This is a genomic window from Streptomyces sp. URMC 124 (genome assembly GCF_051386455.1).
Lineage (GTDB): Bacteria > Actinomycetota > Actinomycetes > Streptomycetales > Streptomycetaceae > Streptomyces.
Genome location: NZ_JBPQTS010000081.1, coordinates 1 through 24648 on the forward strand (window position 1 = coordinate 1; position 24648 = coordinate 24648).

The following is a 24648-nucleotide window of genomic DNA, read 5'->3' on the forward strand; positions in this document are numbered from 1 at the left end:
GCTCCGGCCCCGGCGCCTGCCGCCCACCAGGCCCACACGCCGCCGCCCCACCAGGGCTTCCCGCCGCCGCCCGGCAGCACCCCGCCGCCGGCACCGCCCGCCGGGCAGGTGCACGCCGCGCAGACCCTGGCCGCACCGATCGCCCCTCCGGGCTTCTTCAACAGCCCGGGGGCCTCCTCCGGCGGACAGTTCACCCCGCCGCCGCCCGGCCCGCCCGGCGTGCCCGGCCAGCCGGGCCCCTACGGCCAGCAGCAGCCCGCCCCGTACGGGCAGCCGCCGCAGCAGCCCTACGGCCAGCCCGGCCAGCAGCCGTACGGTCAGCCGCCCCAGGCCCCCCAGCAGAACGCGCCCTACCCGGGCCAGCCGCACCCGCCTCAGCACGGCCAGCCCTTCCCGGGCCAGCCCGGACCGCAGTCGTACGGCCAGCAGGCCGCAGCGGCGGGCGTCCAGGCGGCGCTGCAGAAGTACCGGGAGGCGCCCACCGGCCGGCGCTGGACCCAGCAGAACCCCAGGCTCATCCGCGTCGACCTCGGCGTCGACGGCCAGCCCGTGCTCGCCCGCCAGGGCAGCATGGTGCTCTACCAGGGCAAGGTCGACTTCGGCTACAAGGGCGCCGGCTTCGCCGGCCGCATCGTGGGCAACGCCACCGGCCAGGAGCTGCAGCTGATGCGCTGCACCGGGCGCGGGCAGGTCTTCCTCGCGGAGAACTCCTCCCACGTGCACCCCATCGAGCTCCAGGGCGACGCCATCTGCGTCTCCGCGGAGTCGGTGCTCGCCTTCGACGAGTCGCTGCAGCACGAGGTCCGCCGGATCGAGGGCCACGGCATCCCCGGCGGAGCCCTGTTCACCATGCAGTTCCAGGGCCACGGCACCGTCGTCGTCAAGACCCACGGCATCCCCGTCGTGCTGCCGGTCACCCCGTCGACCTACGCCGACAGCAACGCCGTCATCGCCTGGTCCGCGGGCGCCCAGGTGATCATCTCCAGCCAGGTGCGGCTGCGCCGGAGCTCCTACCCGGGGCACAGCGGAGAGGCCGTGAACCTCCAATTCCGGGGCGCTCCCGGCAATTTCGTCGTCGTCCAGCCCTACGAGGTCTGAGGGATCCGCGAAGACCATGAACCAGACACCGATCCAGGGCTACGCCCCGACCCCCGTCACCGCCCGCATGGAGAACCACGGCAGCAGCATGCTGAAGGTCGCCATGCAGACCGGCCAGGACCTCTTCGCCCGCACCGGCTCGATGGTCGCCTACGAGGGCTACGTCCAGTACGACCCGAACCCGCCGGCGGTCCGCCAGATGGCCTCCCAGTGGCTCACCGGTGAGGGCGTGCCCCTCATGCGCTGCCACGGCGACGGCCTGCTCTACCTCGCCGACTACGGGGCCGACGTGGTCTGCCTCCAGCTCAACGGCGACTCCCTCTCCGTCAACGGCACCAACGTCCTCGCCTTCGACGCCCACCTGCAGTGGGGTGTCGAGCGCGTCAAGGGCATGGCGAAGTTCGCCGGGCAGGGCCTGTTCAACGTCGGTATCAGCGGCACCGGCTGGGTCGCCCTGACCTCCCGCGGCACCCCCATCGTCGTGGACTGCGGGCGCGGCGACGACGAGACCTACGTCGACCCCGACGCGCTCGTCGCCTGGTCCAGCAACCTGCGGATGAAGGGCAAGCGCAGCTTCAAGGCCTCCTCGCTGATCGGCCGGGGCAGCGGCGAGGCCTACCAACTGGGCTTCTCCGGAGAGGGCTTCGTGGTCGTACAGCCCAGCGAGGACAGCACCGACCGGCTCCGGGCCCGGGGCTGAGGGGGAACGAGGACATCATGCAGAGCCCGCTTTTCGGCTTCACCGAGGCCCAGACGCAGGACCGCTACGCCCTGCAGAACCCGCAGATGCTGCGCGTCTCGCTCACCGGCCACGACGACGTCCTCGCCCGCAAGGGCTCGATGGTCGCCTACCAGGGCCTGATCGAGTTCGACGGCGAGTACCAGACCCGCGGCCAGCAGCACTCCCGCGCCCACACCGGCGAGGGCCTGGACCTGATGCGCTGCTCGGGCCAGGGCACGGTCTACTTCGCCAACCTGGCCCAGCACGTCCATGTGGTCGACGTCGACCGCGACGGGCTGACCGTGGACGGCGCCTACGTCCTCGCCCTGGACTCCACCCTGCACTGGGAGACCATCGCCGTGGACAGCCAGTACGGCATCTCCGGCACCGGCTCCTACCAGCTCAACATCAGCGGGCAGGGCAAGGTCGCGCTGATGACCTCCGGCGAGCCCCTGATGCTGCAGGTCACCCCCGACCGGGTCGTCAGCGCCGACGCCGACGCCGTGATCGCCTGGTCGACGTCCCTGCGCGTCCAGATGCAGGCCCAGACGTCCTCCTCGGGCGTGTGGCGGCGCCGCGGCAGCACGGGGGAGGGCTGGGAGCTGAGCTTCGCCGGCCACGGCTACGCCCTCGTCCAGCCCAGCGAGCTCCTGCCGCCCCAGGGGGCCGAGATCGGCCAGGGCCTCATGGCGCAGTACGGCCTCGGCCAGCAGGGCGCGCACGGGCGCAACCAGGGCAACATCTGGTCCAACTGATCCGGACCGGCCGAGCCGACCGCCGGCGGAGCGGACGTAAGGGGCGGTCACCATGGGTGACCGCCCCTTACGCATGCATCAAGCGGCGGGCTCTTACAGCCGCTCCAGCGTGCGCTGCATCAGCTGCACGACCGAGTCGTCGGCGACCCCACCCACCTCGGCGTAGGGGAACCAGCGCAGGTCCAGCGACTCGTCGCTGATGGCCGCCGTCGCGCCCGCGGGCACCAGGGCCGCGTACTGGACGTCCAGGTGCCAGTTGCAGGGCGCCGGGATCGGGTGCCGGTCGAGCCGCACGGGGCCGCCGGGCAGCAGCGTCAGCCCGGAGATCCCGGACTCCTCCGTGGCCTCGCGCAGGGCCGCCGCCTCGACCGTCGCGTCACCGGGCTCGCAGTGGCCGCCCATCTGCAGCCACATCCGCAGCTTGCGGTGGAGCGTGAGCAGCACCTGCCCGCGCGACGGATCGATCACCAGGGCGCTCGCCGTGACGTGACCGGCCTCACAGGGCTTCCACATGCCGTCCGGGTGGGACGCCAGGTGGTCCAGGTACAGCCCGCGCAGCTCCTCCTGGTCCGCGTACTCCTTCAGTACGCGGACCGCGTCCTCGTGCAGGCTCACTTCTTGTCGTCGCCCTCGCCCTCGGGCTTGTCCTTGCCGCCCTGCCCGCCCTTGGCGGCCTCGCCGAGCATCTTGTCGATCTCGGAGAAGTCCAGGTGCTCGCGGTGGACGAAGCCGTCCGGGTCGTCCAGGTCGCCCGCCGTGGGCAGCATGTCCGGGTGCTCCCAGAGGGCGTCACGGCCCTCCGGGCCGCGCGCGTCCGCCAGGGAGGCCCACAGCCGGGAGGCGTCCCGCAGCCGGCGCGGGCGCAGCTCCAGGCCGATGAGCGTGGCGAAGGTCTGCTCGGCCGGGCCGCCGGAGGCGCGCCGCCTGCGCAGCGTCTCGCGCAGGGCGCCGGCCGACGGCAGGTGCGGGGCGGCGGCCGCGTGCACGACGGCGTCCACCCAGCCCTCGACGAGGGCCAGAGCGGTCTCCAGGCGGGCCAGGGCCGCCTTCTGCTCCGGGGAGTCCTCGGGCTGGAACATGCCCTGCTGGAGGGCGTCCTGCAGCTGCTCGGGGTGGGTGGGGTCGAGCTGGCCGACCACGTCCTCCAGCTTGGAGGTGTCGACCTTGATGCCGCGCGCGTAGCCCTCGACGGCACCGAAGAGGTGCGAGCGCAGCCACGGCACGTGCGCGAAGAGGCGCTGGTGGGCCGCCTCGCGCAGGGCCAGGTAGAGCCGGACCTCGTCCTGCGGGACGCCCAGGCCCTCGCCCAGCGCCGCGACGTTCACCGGGAGCAGCGCGGCCTTGCCCGCCGGGCCCAGCGGCAGGCCGATGTCGGTGGAGCCGACGACCTCGCCCGCCAGCACGCCCACGGCCTGGCCGATCTGGGTGCCGAACATGGCGCCGCCCATGGAACGCATCATGCCGAGCAGCGGGCCCGCCATGGCCTGCATCTCCTCGGGCAGGACGTCGCCCATGGCCGCGCCCACGCGCTCGGCGACGGGGTCCACGAGCTCCTTCCACACCGGGAGGGTCGCCTCGACCCACTCGGCGCGGCTCCAGGCGACCGCCGTGCCCGCGCCCGACGGCAGCGACGTCACGCCGTCCAGCCACAGGTCGGCCAGGCGCACGGCCTCCTCGACCGCGCTCCGCTCGCCGGAGGTGACGCTGGAGTCCTTGGTGCCGTCCGCGGTGCCCTGCGCGACGGTCTGGCGGGCGATGTCCTTGGCCATGTCCCAGTTCACCGGGCCGCCCTCGTAGGAGAGCATCTGCCCGAGCTGCTGGAAGGCGGCCCCGAGGTCGCCCGGGTTCATGCCGCCGCCGAACATCGCGGCGAAGGGGTTGTCCCCGGCGCCGCCCGGCCCGCCGAACCCGAACGGATTCGCAGGCCCCTGGCCGCCCTGGCCCTCGCCCTTCTTCTTGCCGTCGCCGCCGTTCTCCGGCTCCTCCGGCGGAAGATTGAATCCGAATGGGGTGTCACTCACGGGTTTCCTCGGCTCGTAGGGCCGCCGGCACAGGACCGGCGGCGAATGCCCGACATCACCACCAGCCTAGACACCTCACCGGTATCCGGGCTTGGTGCTTCGCCGACCCGGGGCCTGCGGCAGGATGGACGTCACCTGGTCCGTACGCGTCATCTCTCGTACGTACTGAAGACAACCGCTGGAGACGCCCGGTGAGTTCCCCCGACCCAGAAGTTCGCGCAGCGCGAAACGGTTCCGCGCGAGACAGTACGAGCCCGCACGGCGGCCGACGGCCCGTCGTGGCGGTCACCGGTGCCGCCCGCGGCGTCGGCGCCCTGCTCACGCAGCGGCTCGCCGTGTCCGAGCACATCAAGCAGGTCGTGGCCATCGACGAGCGCCGCGGCGACGTGAGCGAGGCGCAGTGGCACGTGCTCGACGTCCGTGACCCGGCGATCGCCGAGAAGCTGCGCGGCGCCGACGTCGTCGTGCACCTCGCGCTCGACCTCGACCTGGAGACCGACCCCGCCGCCCGCACCGCCTACAACGTGCGCGGCACCCAGACCGTCCTGACGGCCGCCGCGGCCGCCGGAGTGCACCGCGTGGTGCTGTGTACCTCCGCGATGGTCTACGGGGCCCTGCCCGACAACGACGTGCCGCTCGCCGAGGACGCCGAGCTGCGCGCCACCGCCGAGGCCACCGGTGTCGGCGACCTCCTGGAGATCGAGCGGCTGGCCCGCCGGGCGCCGCGCGCCCACCCCGGGCTGAACGTCACGGTGCTGCGGCCCGCCGTCCTCGTCGGGGGCACCGACACCGCGCTGACGCGCTACTTCGAGTCGCCCCGCCTCCTGGTCGTCGCCGGGTCCCGGCCGACCTGGCAGTTCTGCCACGTGGAGGACCTGGTGAGCGCCTTGGAGTTCGCCGCCCTGGAGAGGGCCGAGGGCGAGCTCGCGGTGGGCTGCGACGGCTGGCTGGAGCAGGAGGAGGTCGAGGAGCTCTCCGGCATCCGCCGCATGGAGCTGCCCTCGGCGGTCGCCCTCGGGGCGGCCTCCCGGCTGCACCGCCTCGGCCTGACGCCGTCGCCCGCGGGCGACCTCGAGTACACGATGCACCCGTGGGTGGTCAGCGGGAGCCGGCTGCACGAGGCCGGCTGGCGGCCGCGCTGGACGAACGAGGAGGTCCTCGCCGAGCTGCTGGAGGAGGTCTCCGGCCGGCACACGGTCGCGGGCCGCCGCCTGGGCCGCAAGGACGCCACCGCCGCGGGCGCCGCGGGGGCGACCGTGGCACTGCTGGGCACCGCCGCGCTGGTCCGTCGCGCCCGCAAGGCGCGCCGCCGGCTCTAGCGGCCCGCGGCGCGGGGCCTGCGGCTGAGGGGCCCCGGCGGGGCCCGGGCCCTGGAGGACCGTCCACAGACCGTCCCGTACGGCTGTTTGAAAGGCCGGTCCTCGCCCACGCCCTCCGTACGGCACGATGGGGGACATGGCCCGTACGTACGATCACCCCGGCGAGCTCGCCGCGACGGATCCGGTCCGCCTCCTGGCGGTCCGCGACACCCCCCTGTCCGTGGACGAGGTCTTCGCGGCCGTCGGCGACCACGCCGCGGGCGGCACGGCGCTCTTCGTGGGCACCGTGCGCGACCACGACGGCGGGGCCGGCGTCCGGGGGCTCGGCTATTCCGCGCACCCCACCGCCGAGGAGGAGCTGCGCCGCGTCGCCGAGAAGGTCGCGGCGGACTTCCCCGTGCGGGCGCTGGCGGCCGTGCACCGGGTGGGCGACCTGGAGATCGGTGACCTGGCCGTCGTGGTGGCGGTCTCGTGCCCGCACCGGGCGGAGGCCTTCGACGCGTGCCGGCGGCTCATCGACGACCTCAAGCGCGAGGTCCCGATCTGGAAGCACCAGACGTTCTCGGACGGGACGGAGGAGTGGGTCGGGGCCTGAGCGGCCGACCTCTCCTGAAGGATCACTTCCGGTTGCGTAACCGGCGCCCTGACGCGAGCGTTGACTGTACGAAAGACTAATCTGCTCATCGGTCTTTTCAGTGGTGGCGTCCGGGGGTCGGGAGGTCGGTATGGCGGCACTGGTGTGGTTGCTGATTCCGCTTGCCGCGGCCGTCGTTGCCCTGTTGTGGGGCACCTGGGCCGCCCGGAACCGCAAGAGCGGGGACATCTCCGAGCTCGCCGGATATGCCCGGTTCCGTGAGGCGATGGAACGGCGTGAGGCGATGGAACGGTCGGATTCCGGTACCGGAGTCTCCTGAAGCGCTCCCCGGCTCGCGGCGGGGCGCCGGCGCTTTTCCGTGAGCCCCGGGTGGCCTCCCCGGACGGACCGCCCCGCGGGTGGACTGTCGGACCCGTCCCGTACTGTCGTTCCATGCCCCGCCGCACCGCGACGATGCTCGCCTCCCTCCTGATGCTGATCGCGCTCCTCTGCGCGGGCGTGCTGATCCCCGTGCCCTACTCGGAGATGTCGCCCGGCCCGACGGTCAACACGCTCGGCGAGCACGACGGGGAGCCGGTGCTGCAGATCTCCGGGCACAAGACGTATCCGACGACCGGCAACCTCAACATGACGACGGTCCGCGTCACCGGCTCGCGGTACCGGATGAACCTGGTGGAGGCGGTCTACGGCTGGATCGCCCACGACAACCTCGTCGTGCCGCACAGCACGCTCTACCCGGACGACAAGACGCCCGACGAGCTCAACCAGGAGACGGCGGAGGAGTTCAGCCAGTCCCAGGAGAGCGCCAAGGTGGCGGCGCTCAAGCAGCTGGGCATCCCGGTCGGCACCCGCACGGTGGTGGCCTCGGTGGTCAAGAACAGCCCGGCCGAGGGGCAGCTGCACGCCGGCGATGTGATCAAGGCCGTCGACGGTACGGAGATCAAGCAGCCCGGGGACGTCGCCAAGCTGGTCACCAAGCACCAGCCCGGCCAGAAGGCCACCTTCCGGATCGTCCCGGCCAAGGAGGCCGCCGCGGCCGAGAAGGAGAAGCGGCAGCCCACCGTCGAGCAGGACGTGACCCTCACGACGACCAAGGCACAGGACGACAAGCGCGCCCTGGTCGGTATCCAGGCCGGGACGGACCACACCTTCCCGTTCACCATCAACATCAAGCTGGCGGACGTCGGCGGGCCGAGCGCGGGCCTGATGTTCGCCCTCGGGATAGTCGACAAGCTGACCCCCGGGGACCTGACCGGCGGCAAGTTCGTCGCCGGCACGGGGACCATAGACGACAACGGCAAGGTCGGCCCGATCGGCGGCGTCGAGATGAAGACGGTCGGCGCGCGCTCCAAGGGCGCCCGCTACTTCCTCACGCCGAAGGACAACTGCGCGGCCGCCGCGAAGGACAAGCCCTCGGGGCTCACGCTGGTCGAGGTCGGCACCATAGGCGACGCCGTCGGCGCCCTGGAGAAGATCCGCAAGGGGGACTCGGCCGGCCTGCCTCTCTGCAAGGCCGGCTGAGCCCCCGCTGCGGGCGCGGCATCAGTCCTCGAACGTCGCGGCCAGCGCCTCAGCCAGTCCCGGGACCAGGTCCGGGCCGGTGAGGACCTCGGTCGGCGAGTCCTTCTCGCGCAGCCGCACCGCGGTCTCCCGCGCCCCGTCCCGCAGCACGGCGACGGTCATCCGCACCTCCTGCCGGTCCGGGTGGGCGGCGACCCACTTGGCGAGCTGCTTCTCGTTCATGCCGTTGGGCACGGTCCCCTCGGCGGACGGCGGCAGCATCAGCCGCTCCACGGTCAGGGCGCACCCCGTCACGGCGTCGGGCCACGCGATGGTGCCGAGGAACTTGTCCAGGGCGGTGCCCGCGGGGACCTCGTCCTGCTCGATCGGGGTGAGGGAGCCGGCCTGGGCGCTCTCGGCGAGGCCGAGCTGATCGGCGAGGCCGGGCTCCTGGGCGCGCAGCTTGGCCGTGTCGACCAGGGCGAACAGCCGCGCGGGCTGGTCCCAGCCGAGGCCGGAGGCGTACTGGTCGATCTCGAGAACGGCGCGGGTCAGCGGGCTGGCCGCCATGGGAACGTCGCCGCCCGGGCCGCCGGGGCCGGACGGGAGGGAGGGGTCGGGGGTGCTGGAAGTGCTGGACATGAGCAATATCGTGCCCTGAGAGTGACCGAAAACGGGAACTGAGTAAAGCCTCGGTAAGTTGCCACCTTGGGCCCTAGTATCGCTGGGCCTGATCGACAGCTCCATCGACAGCGAACTTCGAGGTGCGCACCTTGGCTTTCCAGATGCCGGACCGCGGCGGAGGCCCGACAGGGCCACGGATCAGAGTCGGCCGACCGTCCCGGCGGATCCGGACCCTGCTCACCACGCTGGGCGTGCTGGCCGCACTGGCCATGCTCTTCGTGATGTTCGCAGGGTTCTGGACGGACTGGCTGTGGTACCGCTCGGTGGACTACTCCTCGGTCTTCACCACCACCCTCGGCACCAAGATCGGCTTGTTCGCGGTCTTCGGCCTGCTGATGGCCCTGGCGGTGGGGACCAACATCTGGCTGGCGCACCGGCTGCGGCCGCCGCTCAGCGCGATGTCGATGGAGCAGCAGAGCCTCGACCGCTACCGCATGAGCATCGCGCCGTACAAGAAGTGGGTGCTCCTCGCGGTCACCGCCCTCGTGGGCCTGGTCGCGGGCGCCTCGGCGGCCGGGCAGTGGCGCACCTGGCTGCAGTGGGTCAACGGCGTCCCCTTCCACCAGAAGGACCCGCAGTTCCACAAGGACATCGCGTTCTACACCTTCGACCTGCCCTGGTACCGCTTCCTGCTGAGCTTCGGCTTCGCGGCCGCGGTGCTGTCGCTGATCGCGGCCGCCCTCGTGCACTACCTCTACGGCGGCCTGCGGCTGACCAGCCCGGGCCACCGGGCGACGGCGGCCGCCACGGGCCACCTGTCGGTGCTGCTCGGCATCTTCGTGGGCCTGAAGGCCATCGCCTACTGGCTGGACCGCTACGGGCTGGCGGTGAAGTCCAGCGGCCTGAAGTCCACCGACGGCTGGACCGGGCTGCGTTACGTCGACGCCAACGCGTACCTGCCGGCCAAGACGATCCTGTTCATCATCGCGCTGATCTGCGCGGTGCTGTTCTTCGCGACGCTGTGGCGGCGCACCTGGCAGCTGCCGGTGATCGGCTTCGGGCTGATGGTGCTCTCGGCCGTCCTGATCGGCGGGCTCTACCCGGCGATCGTGCAGAAGTTCCAGGTCCAGCCGAACGAGCAGGCCAAGGAAGCGCCGTACATCAAGAAGAACATCACGGCGACGCGCGAGGCGTACGGGATCGACGGCTCGCAGGTCAAGGACTACAAGGGCAACAACGACCTGTCCGGCAAGGATCCTGAGAAGCTCCGCGCCGAGGTGAACGCGGCGGCCAGCCTCCGCCTCCTCGACCCGAACGTCGTCTCGCCCGCCTTCCAGCAGGAGCAGCAGGTCAAGGGGTACTACCAGTTCCCCTCCACGCTGGACGTCGACCGCTACAAGGTGGACGGCAAGGAGCAGGACACGGTCATCGGTCTGCGCGAGCTCAACCTCAAGGGCATTCCCGAGCGCAACTGGATCAACGACCACTTCAAGTACACCCACGGCTACGGCGCCATCACCGCGAAGGGCACCACGACCGACAAGGCCGGCGCGCCCGACTTCACCGCCAAGGGCCTGCCGACCGAAGGTCTCTTCCGCAATTACGAGCAGCGCGTCTACTACGGCGAGAAGACGACGCAGTATTCGATCGTCGGCGGTCCGCAGAAGGAGCTGGACTATCCCTCCGACAAGGGGGAGCGCAGCTACAGCTACGAGGGCAAGAGCGGGGTCAACCTCTCCAGCCCCGTCAATCGCGCCGCCTACGCGGTGGCCTTCGGCGAGCCGCAGATCCTCTACTCGGGCGCCATCGGCAAGGGTTCGCGGATTCTTTACCACCGCACTCCCAAGGAGCGCGTCGAGGCGGTCGCCCCGTGGCTGACCATCGACGGTGACGCCTATCCGGCGGTGGTCGACGGCCGCATCCAGTGGATAGTGGACGCCTACACCACGACGAACGGCTATCCGTACGCCTCCCGTACGACGCTCGGCGACACCACGGCCGATTCGCTGACGACCGGCCAGCGCGCCGTCGTCGCCCAGCAGAACCAGGTCAACTACATCCGCAATTCCGTCAAGGCGACCGTGGACGCCTACGACGGCACGGTGAAGCTGTACCAGTGGGACGAGAAGGACCCGGTCCTCAAGACCTGGATGAAGGCGTTCCCGGGCACGGTGAAGGCGAAGAGCGCCATCAGCTCCGCGCTGATGGACCACCTGCGCTACCCGCAGGACCTGTTCAAGGTCCAGCGCGAGCTGCTCTCCCGCTACCACGTCACGGACCCCGAGACGTTCTACACGGGCAGCGAGCGCTGGGAGGTGCCGGACGACCCGACGAACACCAAGGGTCACGCGGTTCCGCCGTATTACCTGAGCATGAAGATGCCGGACCAGCAGAAGCAGGCCTTCTCGCTGACGACGACCTTCACGCCCAAGAACCGGCCGAATCTCGGTGCCTTCATGGCGGTGGACGCCGATGCCAAGAGCGGTGAGTACGGGAAGATCAGAATCCTCAAACTCCCGTCCGAGACCTCGGTCTGGGGCCCCCGCCAGGCACAGGGCAATTTCAACAGCCACCCGCCCGTCGCCGACCAGATCAACATCTGGAAGAAGGGCGACTCCGAGGTCGAGTACGGAAACCTGCTGACCGTCCCGCTCAACGGCGGCCTGCTCTACGTCGAGCCGGTCTATCTGCGGGGTGCGGGCTCGAACTACCCGCGCCTGAAGAAGGTCCTGGTGAACTACGGCGACAAGATCGCCTTCCGTGACACCCTCGACGAGGCGCTGGACGAGATCTTCGGCAGCAAGGCCGACACCGGCACCAAGCCGCCGGAGGGCACGCAGAAGCCCCCGCCGTCCCAGGACCCCACCGTCAAGCAGGCCCTGAAGGACGCCCAGGACGCCTTCGTGGCCGGCCAGAAGGCCCTGGAGAACAAGAACTGGGCGGAGTACGGCAAGGCCCAGGACGCCCTCAAGGACGCCCTTGACCGGGCCGCCAAGGCCGAGGCCAAGGCGGCCGAGAAGAGCGGCGACAAGAGCGGCGACAAGGGCGAGCAGAGCGGCAAGCCCGCAAGTTGATCAAGCCCCGCCCCGCGCCGTGGTACGGTTGTTCCACAACAGCGCGGGGTGGAGCAGCTCGGTAGCTCGCTGGGCTCATAACCCAGAGGTCGCAGGTTCAAATCCTGTCCCCGCTACTTCATGACAAGGCCCGGAGTCCGGCTACGGACTCCGGGCCTTGTCGTTCCCGGACCTCGCCGGCCACCCCGGCCGTGCGGTGTCAGGGTGACGCGGACTGTGCGGGTTGTGTGCGGGGCTTCTGTGGAGAGTTTGGAGCCCCGTCGTGTCGGGAAGTCGGGAAGTCGACAAAACGCTGAAGTGACCTCACTGGCTGCGGTATACCAGGTGTACGCGGGTTGCGGGTGGTGCGACGATGGGGCTTATGGGGGACAGGACGACGCTGTGGGAGACAGGCCGGCTTGTAGAGGCTCCCGGTGACGGGAGCGACCAGGAAATGCCGGGCGTGCCGGGACTCGGCCCCGGCACGGCTGACTCCGCCGACCTCGAGCTGGAGACCGCCCGCCGCCGCGCCGCGGAGAGCGGCGACCCCGCCGCGCTGAGCATGCTCGGCGCCCTGCTGCTGCGCCGCGGCGACCTCGACGGGGCGGAGCGCCACCTGCGCGCCGCCACCGCCGACGGCGACCGCTCCGCCGCCAACAACCTCGGCGTCCTGCTGCACCAGCGGGGCTACGCCGACGAGGCCGCCGGGTGGTGGCGCATCGCCGCCGTCGCCGGGTCCGCCGCCGCCGCGCACGCCCTGGGCCGCTACCACCGCGAGCGCGGGGACGAGCCCGCCGCCGAGTACTGGCTGCGCCAGTCGGCGGAGACCGGGCACGCCCTCGGCGCCTACGCCCTCGCCGACCTGCTGGAGCACCGCAGCGACGTCGGGGCCGAGCGCTGGTTCCGGGCCGCGGCCGAGCGCGGCCACCGCGAGGCCGCCTACCGCCTGGCCCGCATCCTGGACGGCCGGGCGCCGCGCTCGCGCGCCGAGAGCCTCGGCCCGGGCGGCGTGGAGACCTCCGTCCGCGAGCTGCGCGCCGCCGCCGCGGGCGGCCGCGACGGCGGCGGTCCGGGCCGCGAGGCCGAGCAGTGGTACCGCCAGGCCGCCGCCCGCGGCCACCGCCGGGCCGCCCTGCACCTGGGCACCCTGCTGGAGGGGCGCGGCGAGACCCAGGAAGCCGCCCGCTGGTACCTGACCTCCGCCAAGGACGGCGAGCCCCGGGCCGCCTGCGCGCTCGGCTTCCTGCTGCGTGACGCCGGGGATGCCGACAGCGCGGCCGTGTGGTGGCGCCGCGCCGCCCAGGACGGCGACGGCAACGCCGCCAACGCCCTGGGCGCCCTGCACGCCGACCGCGGCGAGTCGCAGGAGGCCGAGCGCTGGTACCGCACGGCGCTCGATCACGGCGACGTCAACGGCGCCTACAACCTGGGCCTGCTCTGCGCCGAGCAGGGCCGTACGGCCCAGGCCGAGCAGTGGTACCGCCGCGCGGCCTACGCCGGGCACAAGGAGGCGGCCAACGCCCTGGCCGTGCTGTTGCTCCAGGGCGGTGACGCGGCCGGCGCGGAGCCGTGGTTCTCCAAGGCCGCCGAGGCAGGCAGCGTTGACGCCGCCTTCAACCTCGGCATCCTCTACGCCGGGCGCGACGAGGACCGTGCGGCCTTCCAGTGGTACGAGCGCGCCGCGACGGCCGGGCACACCGACGCGGCCCTCCAGGTCGCCATGGCCCTGCTGCGGGACGGCGACGAGGAGGCCGCCGAGCGCCACCTGCGGGTGGCCGTGCGCGGCGGCAGCGCGGAGGCCGCCTTCCGGCTGGGCACCTTGCTCGACCGGGACGAGGAGGCCCGCGAGGAGTGCGAGGAGTGGTACGAGAAGGCCGCCCGGCAGGGCCACCGGCGGGCTCAGGTGAGGCTCGGGATGCTCGTCGCCGAGCGGGGCGACGTGGTCGGGGCCGCGCACTGGTACCGCGAGGCGGCCGAGGCCGGCAGCCGCAACGGCGCCTTCAACCTGGGGCTGCTGCTGGCCCGTGAGGGCAGCGAGCCGGAGGCGGCCCTGTGGTGGGCGCGCGCGGCCGAGGCCGGGCACGGGCGCGCGGCCCTGCGGCTCGCCCTCCTGGCGGCCCGGCGCGGCGATCTCACCGAGGGGCGGCACTGGTGCGACCGGGCGGTCGCGCTCGGCCCCCCGGAGGTCGCCGAGCGCGCGGCGCGGCTGCGCGACGCGCTGCAGCAGGAGCTGACGGCGTAGCGACGACAGTGGCGCCCGGGAGCGGGTCGCGGCGAACCGTTTGCGTCTGCTGCGCCGAAAGGGTTAGGGTGAAGCTACCGACGCGGGGTGGAGCAGCTCGGTAGCTCGCTGGGCTCATAACCCAGAGGTCGCAGGTTCAAATCCTGTCCCCGCTACTCCAAGGCAAGGCCCGGATCCTCAGGATCCGGGCCTTCGCCGTTTCCTGAACCGTTTCGCCGTATGCGGTCCCGGGCCCGGCCCACCACCTGCGGGCGCCCCCCGGCGCCCGCGGGGCGGCTCAGGCCGTGGAGCAGTTGGGGCAGATGCCGCGGTACGTCACCTCGACGGCCGCCACCTGGAAGCCGAAGCGCTCCTCGGCCGGCAGGACGGCCAGCAGGTCGCCCATGGGGTGGACGTCGCGGATGGTGCCGCACTGCGAGCACACCAGGTGCTGGTGCGCGTGGTGGGCATTGGGGTCGTAGCGCTTGGCGCGCCCGTCCGTGCTCACTTCCATGATCTCGCCCAGGGAGACGAGCTCCCCGAGGGTGTTGTACACGGTCGCGCGCGAGATCTCCGGCAGCAGTTCCGCGGCCTTGGCGTGCACTTCGTCCGCGGTGTAGTGCACGTGGTCCCCGTCGAGGACCTCTGCCACGACGCGTCGCTGTGCGGTCAGCCGCCAGCCGCGTCCCCGGAGTCGTTCCAGCAGGTCACTCATGCCATTCACCTATCAGTCAGATAGGACCAGCGTAGCAGCGGCCCATGTCCACGATTGGATCTCATATTTATGTTAGGTCCATCTTGACTTAGACAATGTCTAATGTAGGATCGAGCTCGGCTCAGGCCAAGCGATCAGGTCAAGCCAGAGCGATCGGGTCGAGCCAAGGTGAGCGGCTCGGGCCGAGTGGCCGAGTGAGGGACGAGATGACGGAGGCACACGTGTCGGTTCAGGGCGAGACCATTCCCACGACGGGCCCGCTGACCACGGAGTCCGGTGCTCCGGTCGCGGACAACCAGAACAGCGAGACCGCGGGCGCCGGCGGTCCCGTCCTGATCCAGGACCAGTCGCTGCTGGAGAAGCTCGCGCACTTCAACCGCGAGCGGATCCCGGAGCGCGTGGTGCACGCCCGCGGCGCCGGTGCGTACGGCACCTTCACCGTGACCGCCGACGTCACGCGGTACACCCGCGCCAAGTTCCTCTCCGAGGTGGGCAAGCAGACCGAGACGTTCCTGCGGTTCTCCACCGTCGCCGGCAGCCTCGGCTCGGCCGACACCGTGCGCGACCCCCGCGGCTTCGCCCTGAAGTTCTACACCGAGGAGGGCAATTACGACCTCGTCGGCAACAACACCCCGGTGTTCTTCATCAAGGACGCCATCAAGTTCCCCGACTTCATCCACACCCAGAAGCGCGACCCGTACACCGGCTCGCAGGAGGCGGACAACGTCTGGGACTTCTGGGGGCTCTCGCCCGAGGCCACCCACCAGGTGACCTGGCTCTTCGGTGACCGCGGCATCCCCGCCTCGTACCGCCACATGAACGGCTACGGCTCGCACACCTTCCAGTGGCAGAACGCGGCCGGCGAGGTCTTCTGGGTCAAGTACCACTTCAAGACCGACCAGGGCATCAAGAACCTCACCCAGGCGGAGGGCAACCGCATCGCCGGCGAGGACCCCGACTTCCACCAGCGCGACCTGCGCGAGGCCATCGAGCGCGGCGAGTTCCCCACCTGGACCGTGCAGGTGCAGATCATGCCGGCGGACGAGGCGGCCCAGTACCGCTTCAACCCGTTCGACCTCACCCGCGTGTGGCCGCACGAGGACTACCCGCCGATCGAGATCGGCAAGCTGGAGCTCAACCGCAACCCCGACAACGTCTTCGCCGAGGTCGAGCAGTCCGCCTTCTCGCCGGCGCACTTCGTGCCGGGCATCGGCCCCTCCCCGGACAAGATGCTGCAGGGCCGGCTCTTCGCCTACGGCGACGCCCACCGCTACCGCGTCGGCATCAACGCCGACCACCTGCCGGTGAACCGCCCGCGCGCCACCGTGGCGAACACCTACGGCCGTGACGGGTACGCCTACGACGGCCGCCACGGCCGGGCCAAGAACTACGAGCCCAACAGCTTCGGCGGCCCCAAGGAGACCGGGCTGCCGCTGTGGGGGTCCACCTCCGTCACCGGCGGCACCGGCAACCACGCGGCGCCCTCGCACGCCGAGGACGACGACTTCGTCCAGGCGGGCAACCTCTACCGGCTGATGTCGGAGGAGGAGAAGGAGCGACTGATCGCCAACCTCGCGGGCTTCATCGCGAAGGTCTCGCGCGACGACATCGCCGAGCGGGCCATCAACAACTTCCGCCAGGCGGACGCGGACTACGGCAAGCGGCTGGAAGCCGCCGTCCAGGCCCTGCGCGGCTGAGCTCCCTTTGCGGTTGCCCCCCGGCCACCCGCCGGGGGGAGTCCCCAGCCGCTCCTCGCGGACGTGGTGACGCGTCGCGGGGGAGTTCCAGCGGCCGCTTGCCGTACACACCGGGGAGGCCGGACGCCAAGGGGCTCCGGCCTTTCCGGCCGTGCTCAGCCCGCCGGCGCGCCCGCCGTCGCGTCCTCCCTGGTCCCGCGCGCGCCCGCGCGTATCCAGCAGCGGATGATGTCGCGCACCGACACGACGCCGACCGGGCCGTTGCCGTCGAGGACGATCAGATGGCGGAACCCGCCGCGCGCCATGGCGTTCGCTGCCTCGTCCAGCGTCCACTCCGGCGCCGCGAAGACGACGTCCGTCGTGGTGTGCGCCTGCGCAGTCTCCCGGTCCGGGTCCTGCCCGGCGCCGACGGAGTTGAGGATGTCCCGCTCGGTGAGGATGCCGAGCCCGCTGGTGTCGGGATCGAGGACGACCGCGGCGCCTATCCTGCGCGCGGACATCAGCCTGGCTGCCTGTCGGAGGGTGTGGGCGGGGCCGATGGTGAGGACCACCGTGCTCATGGCGTCGCGGACGAGCATGGCTGGAGCCACCTCCTTGGTGGACCGCGAACCCCCTGCCGGGATTCACAAGTTCACAAGCGTGGGGCCTTCATCGTCACACGGCGCGGCGTGCCCAACAAGGGGCGCGTGGGGCCGCAACCGCGCTCGGCGGCGTCGCCGCGCTCGCGCGGGGCTCGTGCCCGGCGGACTTCCGGCGTGCGGCCGCTCGCGGCTCCGCCGGCAGGCCTTATGTGCGCAGGTATCCCAGGAGCTCGTCGTGGAGCAGGCCGTTGGAGGCGGCGGCGTCGCCGCTGTGCGGGCCCGGCCGACCGTCCAGCCCCGTGAAGCGCCCGCCGGCCTCCTCCACGATGACCACGTTCGCCGCCATGTCCCACAGGGACAGCTCCGGCTCGGCGCAGATGTCCACCGACCCCTCGGCGACCATCATGTACGGCCAGAAGTCGCCGTAGCCGCGGGTGCGCCAGCAGTCGCGCGTGAGGTCGAGGAAGCCCGGCAGCAGACCGCGCTCCTCCCAGCCGCTGAGCGAGGAGTAGGCGAACGAGGCGTCCTCGATGCGGCCCACCCGGGACGCCTGCAGACGGGTCGCCGACGACAGGCTGCGGCCGGTGTACGCGCCGGACCCCTTGGCCGCCCACCAGCGGCGGCCCAGCGCCGGCGCCGACACCACGCCCACGACGGGCTCCCAGCTGATCGTGCCCGCGTACTCGCCCTGCACCATGAGGGAGATGAGCGTGGCCCAGACCGGCACCCCGCGCACGTAGTTCTTGGTGCCGTCGATCGGGTCGATCACCCAGCGGCGCGGGCCGGTGCCCTCGCTGCCGAACTCCTCGCCCAGCACCGCATCGCGCGGCCGCGCGCGCTGCAGGTGACCGCGGATCAGCTCCTCGGCGGCCTTGTCCGCCTCGCTCACCGGGGTCATGTCCGGTTTCGTCTCGACCTTCAGGTCGAGGGCCTTGAACCGGTCCATGGTGGCCGCGTCGGCGGCATCCGCGAGGACATGGGCCAGACGCAGATCATCGTGGTAGTCGGACATGGCTGAACAGTACCCGTGGGCGCAGCTCCGGCACTCGCGGCCCGCCCACGGCTCTTGACACCGTATGGCGGCACGTCAATTCTGTGGCCACAGTCGTGGTGCGGCCGGACGGCCGGGGAGGCGACGATGCCCGCGGCACGAGAGCTCTTGCTGGACGCGGCCTTCGCGGCGCTTCGCACCCGGCCCTGGAACGGGGTCCGGATGGTGGACGTCGCGGCCGCGGCCGGGGTCTCCCGGCAGACGCTCTACAACGAGTTCGGCAGCAAGGACGGCCTCGCCCGCGCCCTGGTCCGCCGGGAGGCGGAGGCCTTCCTCACCGGTGTCGAGCGGGCCCTGGCGGCCGCGCCCGCCGGCGCCGCCACGGACGCCGGGGACCGCTGTGCGGCCGCCGCCTGCTGGATCCTGCGCGCGTCCCGGGCCAACCCCCTCGTCCGGGCCGCGCTCACGGGGTGCCGCGGCGAGCGGCTCCCGGCCGCCGCGGCACCCGCCCCGCCGCCCCCGCGCGGGCCCTTCGCCGCTGCGCGGGGGCGCTCGGGGCCCGGCGCCGCGGCGCTCGCCGAGGCCGTCCGCGACCGCGCCGTCCGGGCGGTCTCCGGCACCGCCGCCGACCGGGCGCCGGAGGCCGTGCGGTGGGCCTGCGAGGCCGCCGTACGGCTGACGTTGTCCTACGTCGTCGCCCCGGGCGCGTCGGACGAGGAGGCCGCGGGGCACGTCGCCCGTCTGGTCCGCACCCTGGTGGGCGAGTACGCGGCGGACGTACCCCGTCCGGAGCAGTGACCGGACGGGACGGGGGCTACTTCAGCCATCCGATCCGGATGCTGTTCTCGTCGCCCAGCCCCGGCGCACCGGTGTTGGCCAGGCCCTTGCGGATCGCGATGATCTGGGGCCGCTGGTAGAGCGGCACCGAGTGGCCGAGCTCCCAGACCTTGGCGTCCGCCTCGTTGTACAGCGCGACCTGCTTCGCGGCGTCCGTCGTCCGGGACGCCTCCACCAGCAGCTTGTCCACCTCGGGCGACGAGACCCGGCCGTAGTTGGTGAAGGCGTTGTCGCCGTCGGGCTGCCGGTAGTCCTGGTAGGAGCTGGAGCGGTAGATCCGGTCGACCTGGCGGAACTGCGTGAGGTCGTAGTTGCCCCGGTGGACGTACCGGTCGAAGTAGTCGTCGGCCGGGACCTTGCGCAGGTCGACCTTGATCCCGATCTCGCCGAGCATCTGCTGGGTGAGCTTGGCCTGGTCCTCGGCGAGCGCGACCGCGTCGGCGGGCATCACGTAGTCCAGGGCCAGCGGCTTGCCGTCCTTGGTGCGCGGCTTGCCGGCGCCCTGCTCCTTCCAGCCCGCCTCGTCCAGCAGCTTCTTCGCCCGGGCGACGTCGCGCTTGCCGAAGGCGCCCGCGTTGTCCCGGTAGCCCTCCTGGTTCGGCATGAAGAAGTGGTTGTTCAGGACCTTCGGCCGGAACGGCAGGTCCTTGCCCGCGACCTTCGCCAGCGCCTCGCGGTCCACGCCGAGGGTCACCGCTCGGCGCGCCCTGACGTCCTGGAGCGGACCGCGGGCACCGTTCATGCTGAGCGTGACCTGGTCCCAGCGGGCGCCGATGCGGAAGTCGGTGTCCTTGTCGCCCTTCAGGCGCTGGTAGGCCTCGGGGGCGGAGGCCGGGGTGTCGTCGATCTCCTTATTGAGGTAGGCGTCGGTGCGGGCCTTGCTGTCCATGGCCCAGAAGATGTACTTGTCCAGCTTCGGCTTCTCGCCCCACCAGGCGGGGTCCGGGACCAGCGTGATGGTTTTCGCGGTCTTGTCGTACTGACCGACCTTCCAGGCGTTGCCGGTGACCGGCACCTGCCCGGCCCAGCCCTTGTTGAAGCTGTCCGCGCTCGCATGGAGGGAGGCCGGGAGCAGCGGGTCGAAGAGCATCTGCCAGTCGGCGAACGGGGTCGCGAAGGTGACCCGCACCTCGTGCTCGTCCTTGCCCTGCTCGACCTTGGCGATCTGGTCGTAGCCGCTGGTGGAGGCGACCTGGAAGCCCTTGTCCTTGCCGCTGAGCGCCTTCCACTGGGCCTCGAAGTCGGCCACGCCCAGCGGCTTGCCGTCCGACCACTTGGCCTTCGGGTTGAGCTCGTAGGACACCACCTGGGGGTCGGTCGAGACGACCTTCGCGGAGGCCAGGAAGTCCGGGTTGGAGTGGGGGACGCCCTTGGCGTCGAAGGTGAACAGGTCGGGCTCCACCAGGGCGGTGATCGCCGAGGCGTCGCCCTGGGTGCCGTCCGTCTGGTTGGGGTTGTACTGGTTGATCCACTGCTGGATCGAGACCTTGTGGACGCCGCCCTGCTTCAGGTCCTCCGCCGGGTGCGGGTTGAGGTCCTGGGCGCCCACCGCCGGTGCCGCCTTGTCCTGCGCGCCGTCGTCCGAGGACGTCCCCGAGCCGCTGCCGCAGGCGGTGACCACCAGGGCGGCGGAGACGGCCGCGGCCGCGAGGGCGGTGGCTCTGACGGGCCTGATCATGGCGGATTTCCTCTCATGGGGGACGGACGGCCCGGTCACCGTAAGCATGTCAGCGCTGCCCCAACAGGCCTGTACGGTCAAGCGTTTACATCATTTATCACGTACGAAACACATCCGAAACAGAAAGAAACCGAACGGTAGGTTCCGCCGGATAGTGTCACCCACCGTGCTCGCCTATCTGACGAAACGACTCGGCTACTACGCGCTGCTTCTGGCCGTGGCCGTCTTCCTGTCGTACGTGCTGTCGTCGCTGGCGCTCTCCCCGCGCGGGTACTTCGAAGGCCGCCAACCACCGCCCCCCGCCGAGTCGGTGGAGGCGCAGCTGACCGCGCTCGGGATCAACGACCACACCCCCCTGCTGGAACGCTTCGGCACCTGGGCCTCGCACGCCGTGCGCGGGGACTTCGGGCGGACCATCGACAGCAGCAGCGTGGACGAGGAGTTCGGCCGCCGCATCGGCGTCAGCCTGCGGCTGCTGCTCGCGGGCACCCTGCTCGGCACCGTGGCCGGCATCCTCGCGGGCGCCTGGGGCGCGCTGCGGCAGTACCGCTTCTCCGACCGTGCGGTCACCGTCTTCGCGTTCCTGCTGCTGTCCACCCCCACTTTCCTCCTCGCCGTCCTGCTCAAGCTCGGTGCCATGAAGGCCAATCAGGCCGCGGGCACCGAACTCATCTCCTTCACCGGCGAGAAGACCCCCGGACTCACCGGCTCCGCGGGCACGCTCCTGGGCGACCGCGCCGTCCACCTGCTGTTGCCCACGCTCTCCATCGCGCTCGGCACCGCCGCCGCCTACAGCCGCTACCAGCGCGGCACCATGCTCGACGTGCTCGGCTCGGACTTCCTGCGCACCGCGCGCGCTAAGGGCCTCACCCACCGCAGGGCCGTCCTCACCCACGGCCTGCGCACCGCGCTCGTGCCCATGTCCACGTTCTTCGCCTACGGATTCCTCGCCCTCTTCACCGGCGCCGCCTTCACCGAGAAGATCTTCGGCTGGCACGGCATGGGCTCGTGGTTCATCGACGCCATCGGCAAGAGCGACGTCAACTCCGTCGTCGCGGTGAACGTGTTCGCCGCCGTCATGGTGCTGCTCTCCGGCTTCCTGGCCGACGTCCTCCACGCCGCGCTCGACCCGCGCGTCCGCACCAGCTGAGCGAGGCACTCCCCATGACCACCACCGCCACCGTCCCCACCGCCGGCCCCGCCGCGGCCGCACCGCCCGCCGCACGGGGGCGAGGCCGCACCGCCCTGCGCCGCCTGGCCGGCAGCCGCAACGCCGTCACCGGAGCGGCCGTCCTCCTGCTGCTGTTCCTGCTCGCCTTCGCCGGCCCCCACCTCACCCCCTGGAGCCACACCGACATCGACTACGGCGCGCTGCGCGAAGGCCCCTCCGCCACCCACTGGTGGGGCACCAACCGCATCGGCCAGGACGTCTACGCCCAAGTCCTCCACGGACTGCAGAAATCCCTGCTGATCGGCCTGCTCACGGCCCTGACCTCGACCGTCCTCGCCTCCGTCGTCGGCGCCTGCGCGGGCTACTTCGGCGGCTGGACCGACCGGGCCGTCACCTTCTTCATCGACCTGCTCCTCGTCTTCCCCGCCTTCCTGATCATCGCCATCGTCTCGCCCCGGCTCCGCGACAGCGGCTGGATCGTCTTCGTCGGACTCCTCGCCGTCTTCGGCTGGATGATCACCGCACGGGTCGTACGGTCCATGACCCGCTCCCTGAAGGAGCGCGAATTCGTCAAGGCCGCCCAGCTCATGGGGGTGCACCCGCTGCGCATCATCGTGCGCCACATCCTCCCCAACGTCTCCTCGTTCCTCATCGTCGACGCCACCATCGCCGTCGGCGGCGCCGTCATGAGCGAGACCGGCCTGTCCTACTTCGGGTTCGGCGTGCAGCCCCCCGACGTCTCGCTGGGCACCCTCATCGCCGACGGCTCGGACGCCGCCCTCACCTACCCCTGGATGTTCTTCTTCGCCGCCGGACTGCTCGTCCTCTTCGTCCTCGCGGTCAACTTCCTCGGCGACGGCCTGCGCGACGCCCTCGACCCCACCTCGGGCCACCACCGCACCAGGCGCCGCCCGCGCCGGAAGGGACACCACCATGACCGCGCCGCCCGCTGACGCGGCCCCTCCGGCTCCTGCGGCCCGTACGGACACCGCCGCCCTGGCCGTACGCGGCCTGCACGTCGACTTCGACGGGCCCGAGGGCCCGGTGCCCGCCGTCCGCGGCGTCGACCTCACCCTCAGCCGCGGCGAAGTCCTCGGCCTCGTCGGCGAATCGGGCTCCGGGAAGTCCACCGTCGCCCTCGCCGCCATGGGGCTGCTGCCCCGCACCGCGCGCGTCCGCGGCTCCGTCCTGGCCGGCGGCACCGAGATGCTCGGCGCGGGGGAGAAAGCACTGTCCCGGCTGCGCGGCCGCCGCGTCGCCATGGTCTTCCAGGACCCGCTCTCCGCCCTCACCCCCGTCCACCGCGTCGGCGACCAGATCGCCGAAGCCGTCCGCACCCACCAGGACGTCACCCGCGAGAAGGCCCGGCGCCGCGCCGTCGAACTCCTGGACCTCGTCGGCATCCCCGACCCCGCCCGGCGCGCCCGCGCCTACCCGCACGAGTTCTCCGGCGGCATGCGCCAGCGCGCGGTCATCGCCATGGCCGTCGCCAACGACCCCGACGTCATCCTCGCCGACGAACCCACCACCGCCCTCGACGTCACCGTCCAGGCCCAGATCCTCGACGTCCTGCGCACCGCCCGGCGCGAGACCGGCGCCGCGCTGCTCCTCGTCAGCCACGACCTCGGCGTGATCGCCGGCATGGCCGACCGCGTCGCCGTGATGTACGCGGGCCGCGTCGTGGAGAGCGCGCCCGTCGACGCGCTGTTCGCCGCGCCGCGCATGCCGTACACCATCGGGCTGCTCGGCGCCGTGCCCCGCCCGGATGCCGGCGGGCGCCCGCTGACCCCCGTCCCCGGGTCACCGCCCGACCTGCGGACGCTGTCCGGCGGTTGCCCCTTCGCGCCCCGCTGCCCGCTCGCCGACGACGCCTGCGGCGACGAACCCGCACTCGCGGGAATGGGCGAGCACCTCGCGGCCTGCGTGAAGACTCCCGGCCCCGGGCTCTTCCCGGCGCCCGGCGAGACGCTCGGTGAGGCGCCCGACGGGGCGCCCGGCGAGCCGCTCGGCGCGGTGTCCGAAGGTCCCGGTGGCGGCGTGCCCCGCAGCGAACTGCCCGTCGTCCTGCGCGTCCAGGGGCTGGCCAAGACCTTCCCGGTGTACAAGGGTGGCGCCTTCCGCCGCCGCGTCGGCAGCGTGTACGCCGTCGACGGCGTCGACCTCGACATCCGGCGCGGCGAGACCCTCGGCCTCGTCGGCGAGTCCGGCTCCGGCAAGTCCACCGCCCTGATGGAGATCCTGCGCCTGGCCGCCCCCGAGGCCGGGGAGGTCGAGATCCTCGGCCACTCCGCCGCCGCGCTGACCAGGCGCCGGGCGCACGCCCTGCGCGGCTGCGTACAGATCGTCTTCCAGGACCCCATGGCGAGCCTCGACCCCCGCATGCCGGTCGGCGAGATCGTCGCCGAGCCGCTGCGTGCCCAGGGCCACGGACGGGCCGCCGTCGCCGGCCGCATCCCCGGGCTGCTGGAACTCGTCGGCCTGGAGGCCGCCCACGCGGACCGCTTCCCGCACGAGTTCTCCGGCGGGCAGCGGCAGCGGATCGGCATCGCGCGGGCGCTCGCCGTCGAACCGGAGCTGCTCGTCCTCGACGAACCGGTCTCCGCGCTGGACGTGTCCGTGCAGGCCGGTGTGCTCAACCTGCTGCAGCGCCTCAAGCGCGAACTGGGCCTCGCCTACCTCTTCGTCTCGCACGACCTGGCCGTCGTGCGGCACATCGCGGACCGCGTCAGCGTCATGTACCTCGGCCGCACCGTGGAGTCCGGGCCGGTCGAGGAGGTCTTCGCCCGGCCGCGGCACCCGTACACGCAGGCGCTGCTGTCGGCCGTACCGGTGCCGGATCCCTCGCGGGAGCGCGCCCGGGAACGGATCCTGCTGGCCGGCGATCCGCCCAGTCCCGAGGTACGGGACGAGGGGTGCCGGTTCCGGGGGCGGTGCGGGGTGTACGCGGGGCTGGGAGATGCGGACCGGGCGCGGTGCGAAGGGGTGCGGCCCGCGCCGCGGTCGTTCGGTGCGGGGCACGAGGCGGCGTGCCACTTCGCCGCGGGCCGGCCGGCGGCCTGACGCGGGCCGGC

The 24648-nt window shown here is 72.0% G+C and carries 21 protein-coding genes and 2 tRNA genes; 16 read left to right on the top strand and 7 right to left on the bottom strand.

Translation table 11 applies throughout. The features are described 5' to 3' along the window. The 3 genes from ACSNOG_RS18385 to ACSNOG_RS18395 all read left to right on the top strand — a co-directional run. On the top strand, positions 1-1098 hold a 1098-nt coding region (locus ACSNOG_RS18385; protein WP_436753732.1), incomplete at its 5' end, for an AIM24 family protein. 16 nt (positions 1099-1114) lie between these two features. After that, positions 1115-1798, top strand: a complete 684-nt coding sequence (locus ACSNOG_RS18390) for an AIM24 family protein (RefSeq protein ID WP_168094117.1) — start codon at positions 1115-1117, stop codon at positions 1796-1798. Between the two features lie 17 nt (positions 1799-1815). Next, entirely contained in the window at positions 1816-2574 is a 759-nt protein-coding gene (locus ACSNOG_RS18395; protein WP_436753733.1) for an AIM24 family protein, read from the top strand. A 93-nt stretch (positions 2575-2667) separates the two neighbouring features. Here the strand turns inward: ACSNOG_RS18395 and ACSNOG_RS18400 are convergent, their stop codons facing one another. Then, positions 2668-3189 carry an NUDIX hydrolase gene (locus ACSNOG_RS18400; protein WP_436753734.1) on the bottom strand — a complete coding sequence of 174 codons (522 nt, stop codon included), beginning with the start codon at positions 3187-3189 and terminating at the stop codon, positions 2668-2670. Next, positions 3186-4595: a zinc-dependent metalloprotease gene (locus ACSNOG_RS18405; RefSeq protein WP_436753735.1), complete on the bottom strand. Its 1410-nt coding sequence runs from the start codon at positions 4593-4595 to the stop codon at positions 3186-3188. Before ACSNOG_RS18405 ends, ACSNOG_RS18400 begins: the two co-directional genes overlap by 4 nt. 191 nt (positions 4596-4786) lie before the next feature. On the opposite strand from ACSNOG_RS18405, the gene ACSNOG_RS18410 reads away from it, so the two are divergent. From ACSNOG_RS18410 to ACSNOG_RS18425, 4 genes are all read left to right on the top strand, one after another. Next, on the top strand, positions 4787-5914 hold the full coding sequence (locus ACSNOG_RS18410) for an SDR family oxidoreductase (protein ID WP_436753736.1): 1128 nt from the start codon (positions 4787-4789) through the stop codon (positions 5912-5914). Positions 5915-6041: 127 nt separating this feature from the next. Then, positions 6042-6509 (top strand): molybdenum cofactor biosynthesis protein MoaE, encoded by a 468-nt coding sequence (locus tag ACSNOG_RS18415; protein ID WP_436753737.1) that lies wholly within the window; start codon positions 6042-6044, stop codon positions 6507-6509. A 130-nt stretch (positions 6510-6639) separates the two neighbouring features. Then, positions 6640-6828, top strand: a complete 189-nt coding sequence (locus ACSNOG_RS18420) for a hypothetical protein (protein ID WP_436753738.1) — start codon at positions 6640-6642, stop codon at positions 6826-6828. Positions 6829-6941: 113 nt separating this feature from the next. Continuing rightward, positions 6942-8030, top strand: coding sequence for a YlbL family protein (locus ACSNOG_RS18425; RefSeq protein ID WP_436753739.1), 1089 nt, complete (start codon positions 6942-6944; stop codon positions 8028-8030). A gap of 21 nt (positions 8031-8051) precedes the next feature. Here the strand turns inward: ACSNOG_RS18425 and ACSNOG_RS18430 are convergent, their stop codons facing one another. Next, the gene (locus ACSNOG_RS18430; RefSeq protein ID WP_436753740.1) at positions 8052-8651 is read right to left on the bottom strand and encodes a PPA1309 family protein; all 600 of its coding nucleotides are present in this window, start codon (positions 8649-8651) and stop codon (positions 8052-8054) included. A gap of 143 nt (positions 8652-8794) precedes the next feature. On the opposite strand from ACSNOG_RS18430, the gene ACSNOG_RS18435 reads away from it, so the two are divergent. The 4 genes from ACSNOG_RS18435 to ACSNOG_RS18450 all read left to right on the top strand — a co-directional run bounded on the left by ACSNOG_RS18435 (position 8795) and on the right by ACSNOG_RS18450 (position 14083). Next, on the top strand, positions 8795-11707 hold the full coding sequence (locus tag ACSNOG_RS18435) for a UPF0182 family membrane protein (protein WP_436753755.1): 2913 nt from the start codon (positions 8795-8797) through the stop codon (positions 11705-11707). 42 nt (positions 11708-11749) lie between these two features. After that, positions 11750-11823 (top strand) — tRNA-Met (locus tag ACSNOG_RS18440). 236 nt (positions 11824-12059) lie between these two features. After that, the gene (locus ACSNOG_RS18445) at positions 12060-13928 is read left to right on the top strand and encodes a tetratricopeptide repeat protein (protein WP_436753741.1); all 1869 of its coding nucleotides are present in this window, start codon (positions 12060-12062) and stop codon (positions 13926-13928) included. 81 nt (positions 13929-14009) lie between these two features. Beyond that, positions 14010-14083: transfer RNA gene (locus ACSNOG_RS18450), tRNA-Met, on the top strand. A 122-nt stretch (positions 14084-14205) separates the two neighbouring features. Here ACSNOG_RS18450 and ACSNOG_RS18455 read toward each other — a convergent pair. Continuing rightward, on the bottom strand, positions 14206-14622 hold the full coding sequence (locus ACSNOG_RS18455; RefSeq protein WP_436753742.1) for a Fur family transcriptional regulator: 417 nt from the start codon (positions 14620-14622) through the stop codon (positions 14206-14208). Between the two features lie 206 nt (positions 14623-14828). On the opposite strand from ACSNOG_RS18455, the gene ACSNOG_RS18460 reads away from it, so the two are divergent. Continuing rightward, a complete protein-coding gene (locus ACSNOG_RS18460; protein WP_436753743.1) occupies positions 14829-16319 on the top strand; it encodes a catalase in 1491 nt (496 codons plus the stop codon). Between the two features lie 155 nt (positions 16320-16474). Here ACSNOG_RS18460 and ACSNOG_RS18465 read toward each other — a convergent pair whose 3' ends face one another. Next, positions 16475-16897, bottom strand: coding sequence for a CBS domain-containing protein (locus ACSNOG_RS18465; protein ID WP_436753744.1), 423 nt, complete (start codon positions 16895-16897; stop codon positions 16475-16477). Between the two features lie 208 nt (positions 16898-17105). Beyond that, positions 17106-17912, bottom strand: a complete 807-nt coding sequence (gene hisN, locus ACSNOG_RS18470) for a histidinol-phosphatase (RefSeq protein ID WP_436753745.1) — start codon at positions 17910-17912, stop codon at positions 17106-17108. Positions 17913-18038: 126 nt separating this feature from the next. Between hisN and ACSNOG_RS18475 the strand changes: the two genes are divergently transcribed. Continuing rightward, a complete protein-coding gene (locus ACSNOG_RS18475) occupies positions 18039-18689 on the top strand; it encodes a TetR family transcriptional regulator (RefSeq protein ID WP_436753746.1) in 651 nt (216 codons plus the stop codon). Between the two features lie 16 nt (positions 18690-18705). Here the strand turns inward: ACSNOG_RS18475 and ACSNOG_RS18480 are convergent, their stop codons facing one another. Beyond that, positions 18706-20406, bottom strand: coding sequence for an ABC transporter family substrate-binding protein (locus ACSNOG_RS18480; RefSeq protein ID WP_436753747.1), 1701 nt, complete (start codon positions 20404-20406; stop codon positions 18706-18708). A 166-nt stretch (positions 20407-20572) separates the two neighbouring features. On the opposite strand from ACSNOG_RS18480, the gene ACSNOG_RS18485 reads away from it, so the two are divergent. Genes ACSNOG_RS18485 through ACSNOG_RS18495 form a run of 3 tightly spaced genes read left to right on the top strand, consistent with a single transcriptional unit; the run spans position 20573 to position 24637 of the window. Continuing rightward, positions 20573-21556 (top strand): ABC transporter permease, encoded by a 984-nt coding sequence (locus ACSNOG_RS18485; protein WP_436753756.1) that lies wholly within the window; start codon positions 20573-20575, stop codon positions 21554-21556. A 14-nt stretch (positions 21557-21570) separates the two neighbouring features. After that, a complete protein-coding gene (locus tag ACSNOG_RS18490; protein ID WP_436753748.1) occupies positions 21571-22530 on the top strand; it encodes an ABC transporter permease in 960 nt (319 codons plus the stop codon). Further along, positions 22511-24637 (top strand): ABC transporter ATP-binding protein, encoded by a 2127-nt coding sequence (locus tag ACSNOG_RS18495; RefSeq protein ID WP_436753749.1) that lies wholly within the window; start codon positions 22511-22513, stop codon positions 24635-24637. The genes ACSNOG_RS18490 and ACSNOG_RS18495 overlap by 20 nt, the downstream gene beginning before the upstream one ends. Positions 24638-24648: the final 11 nt, after the last annotated feature.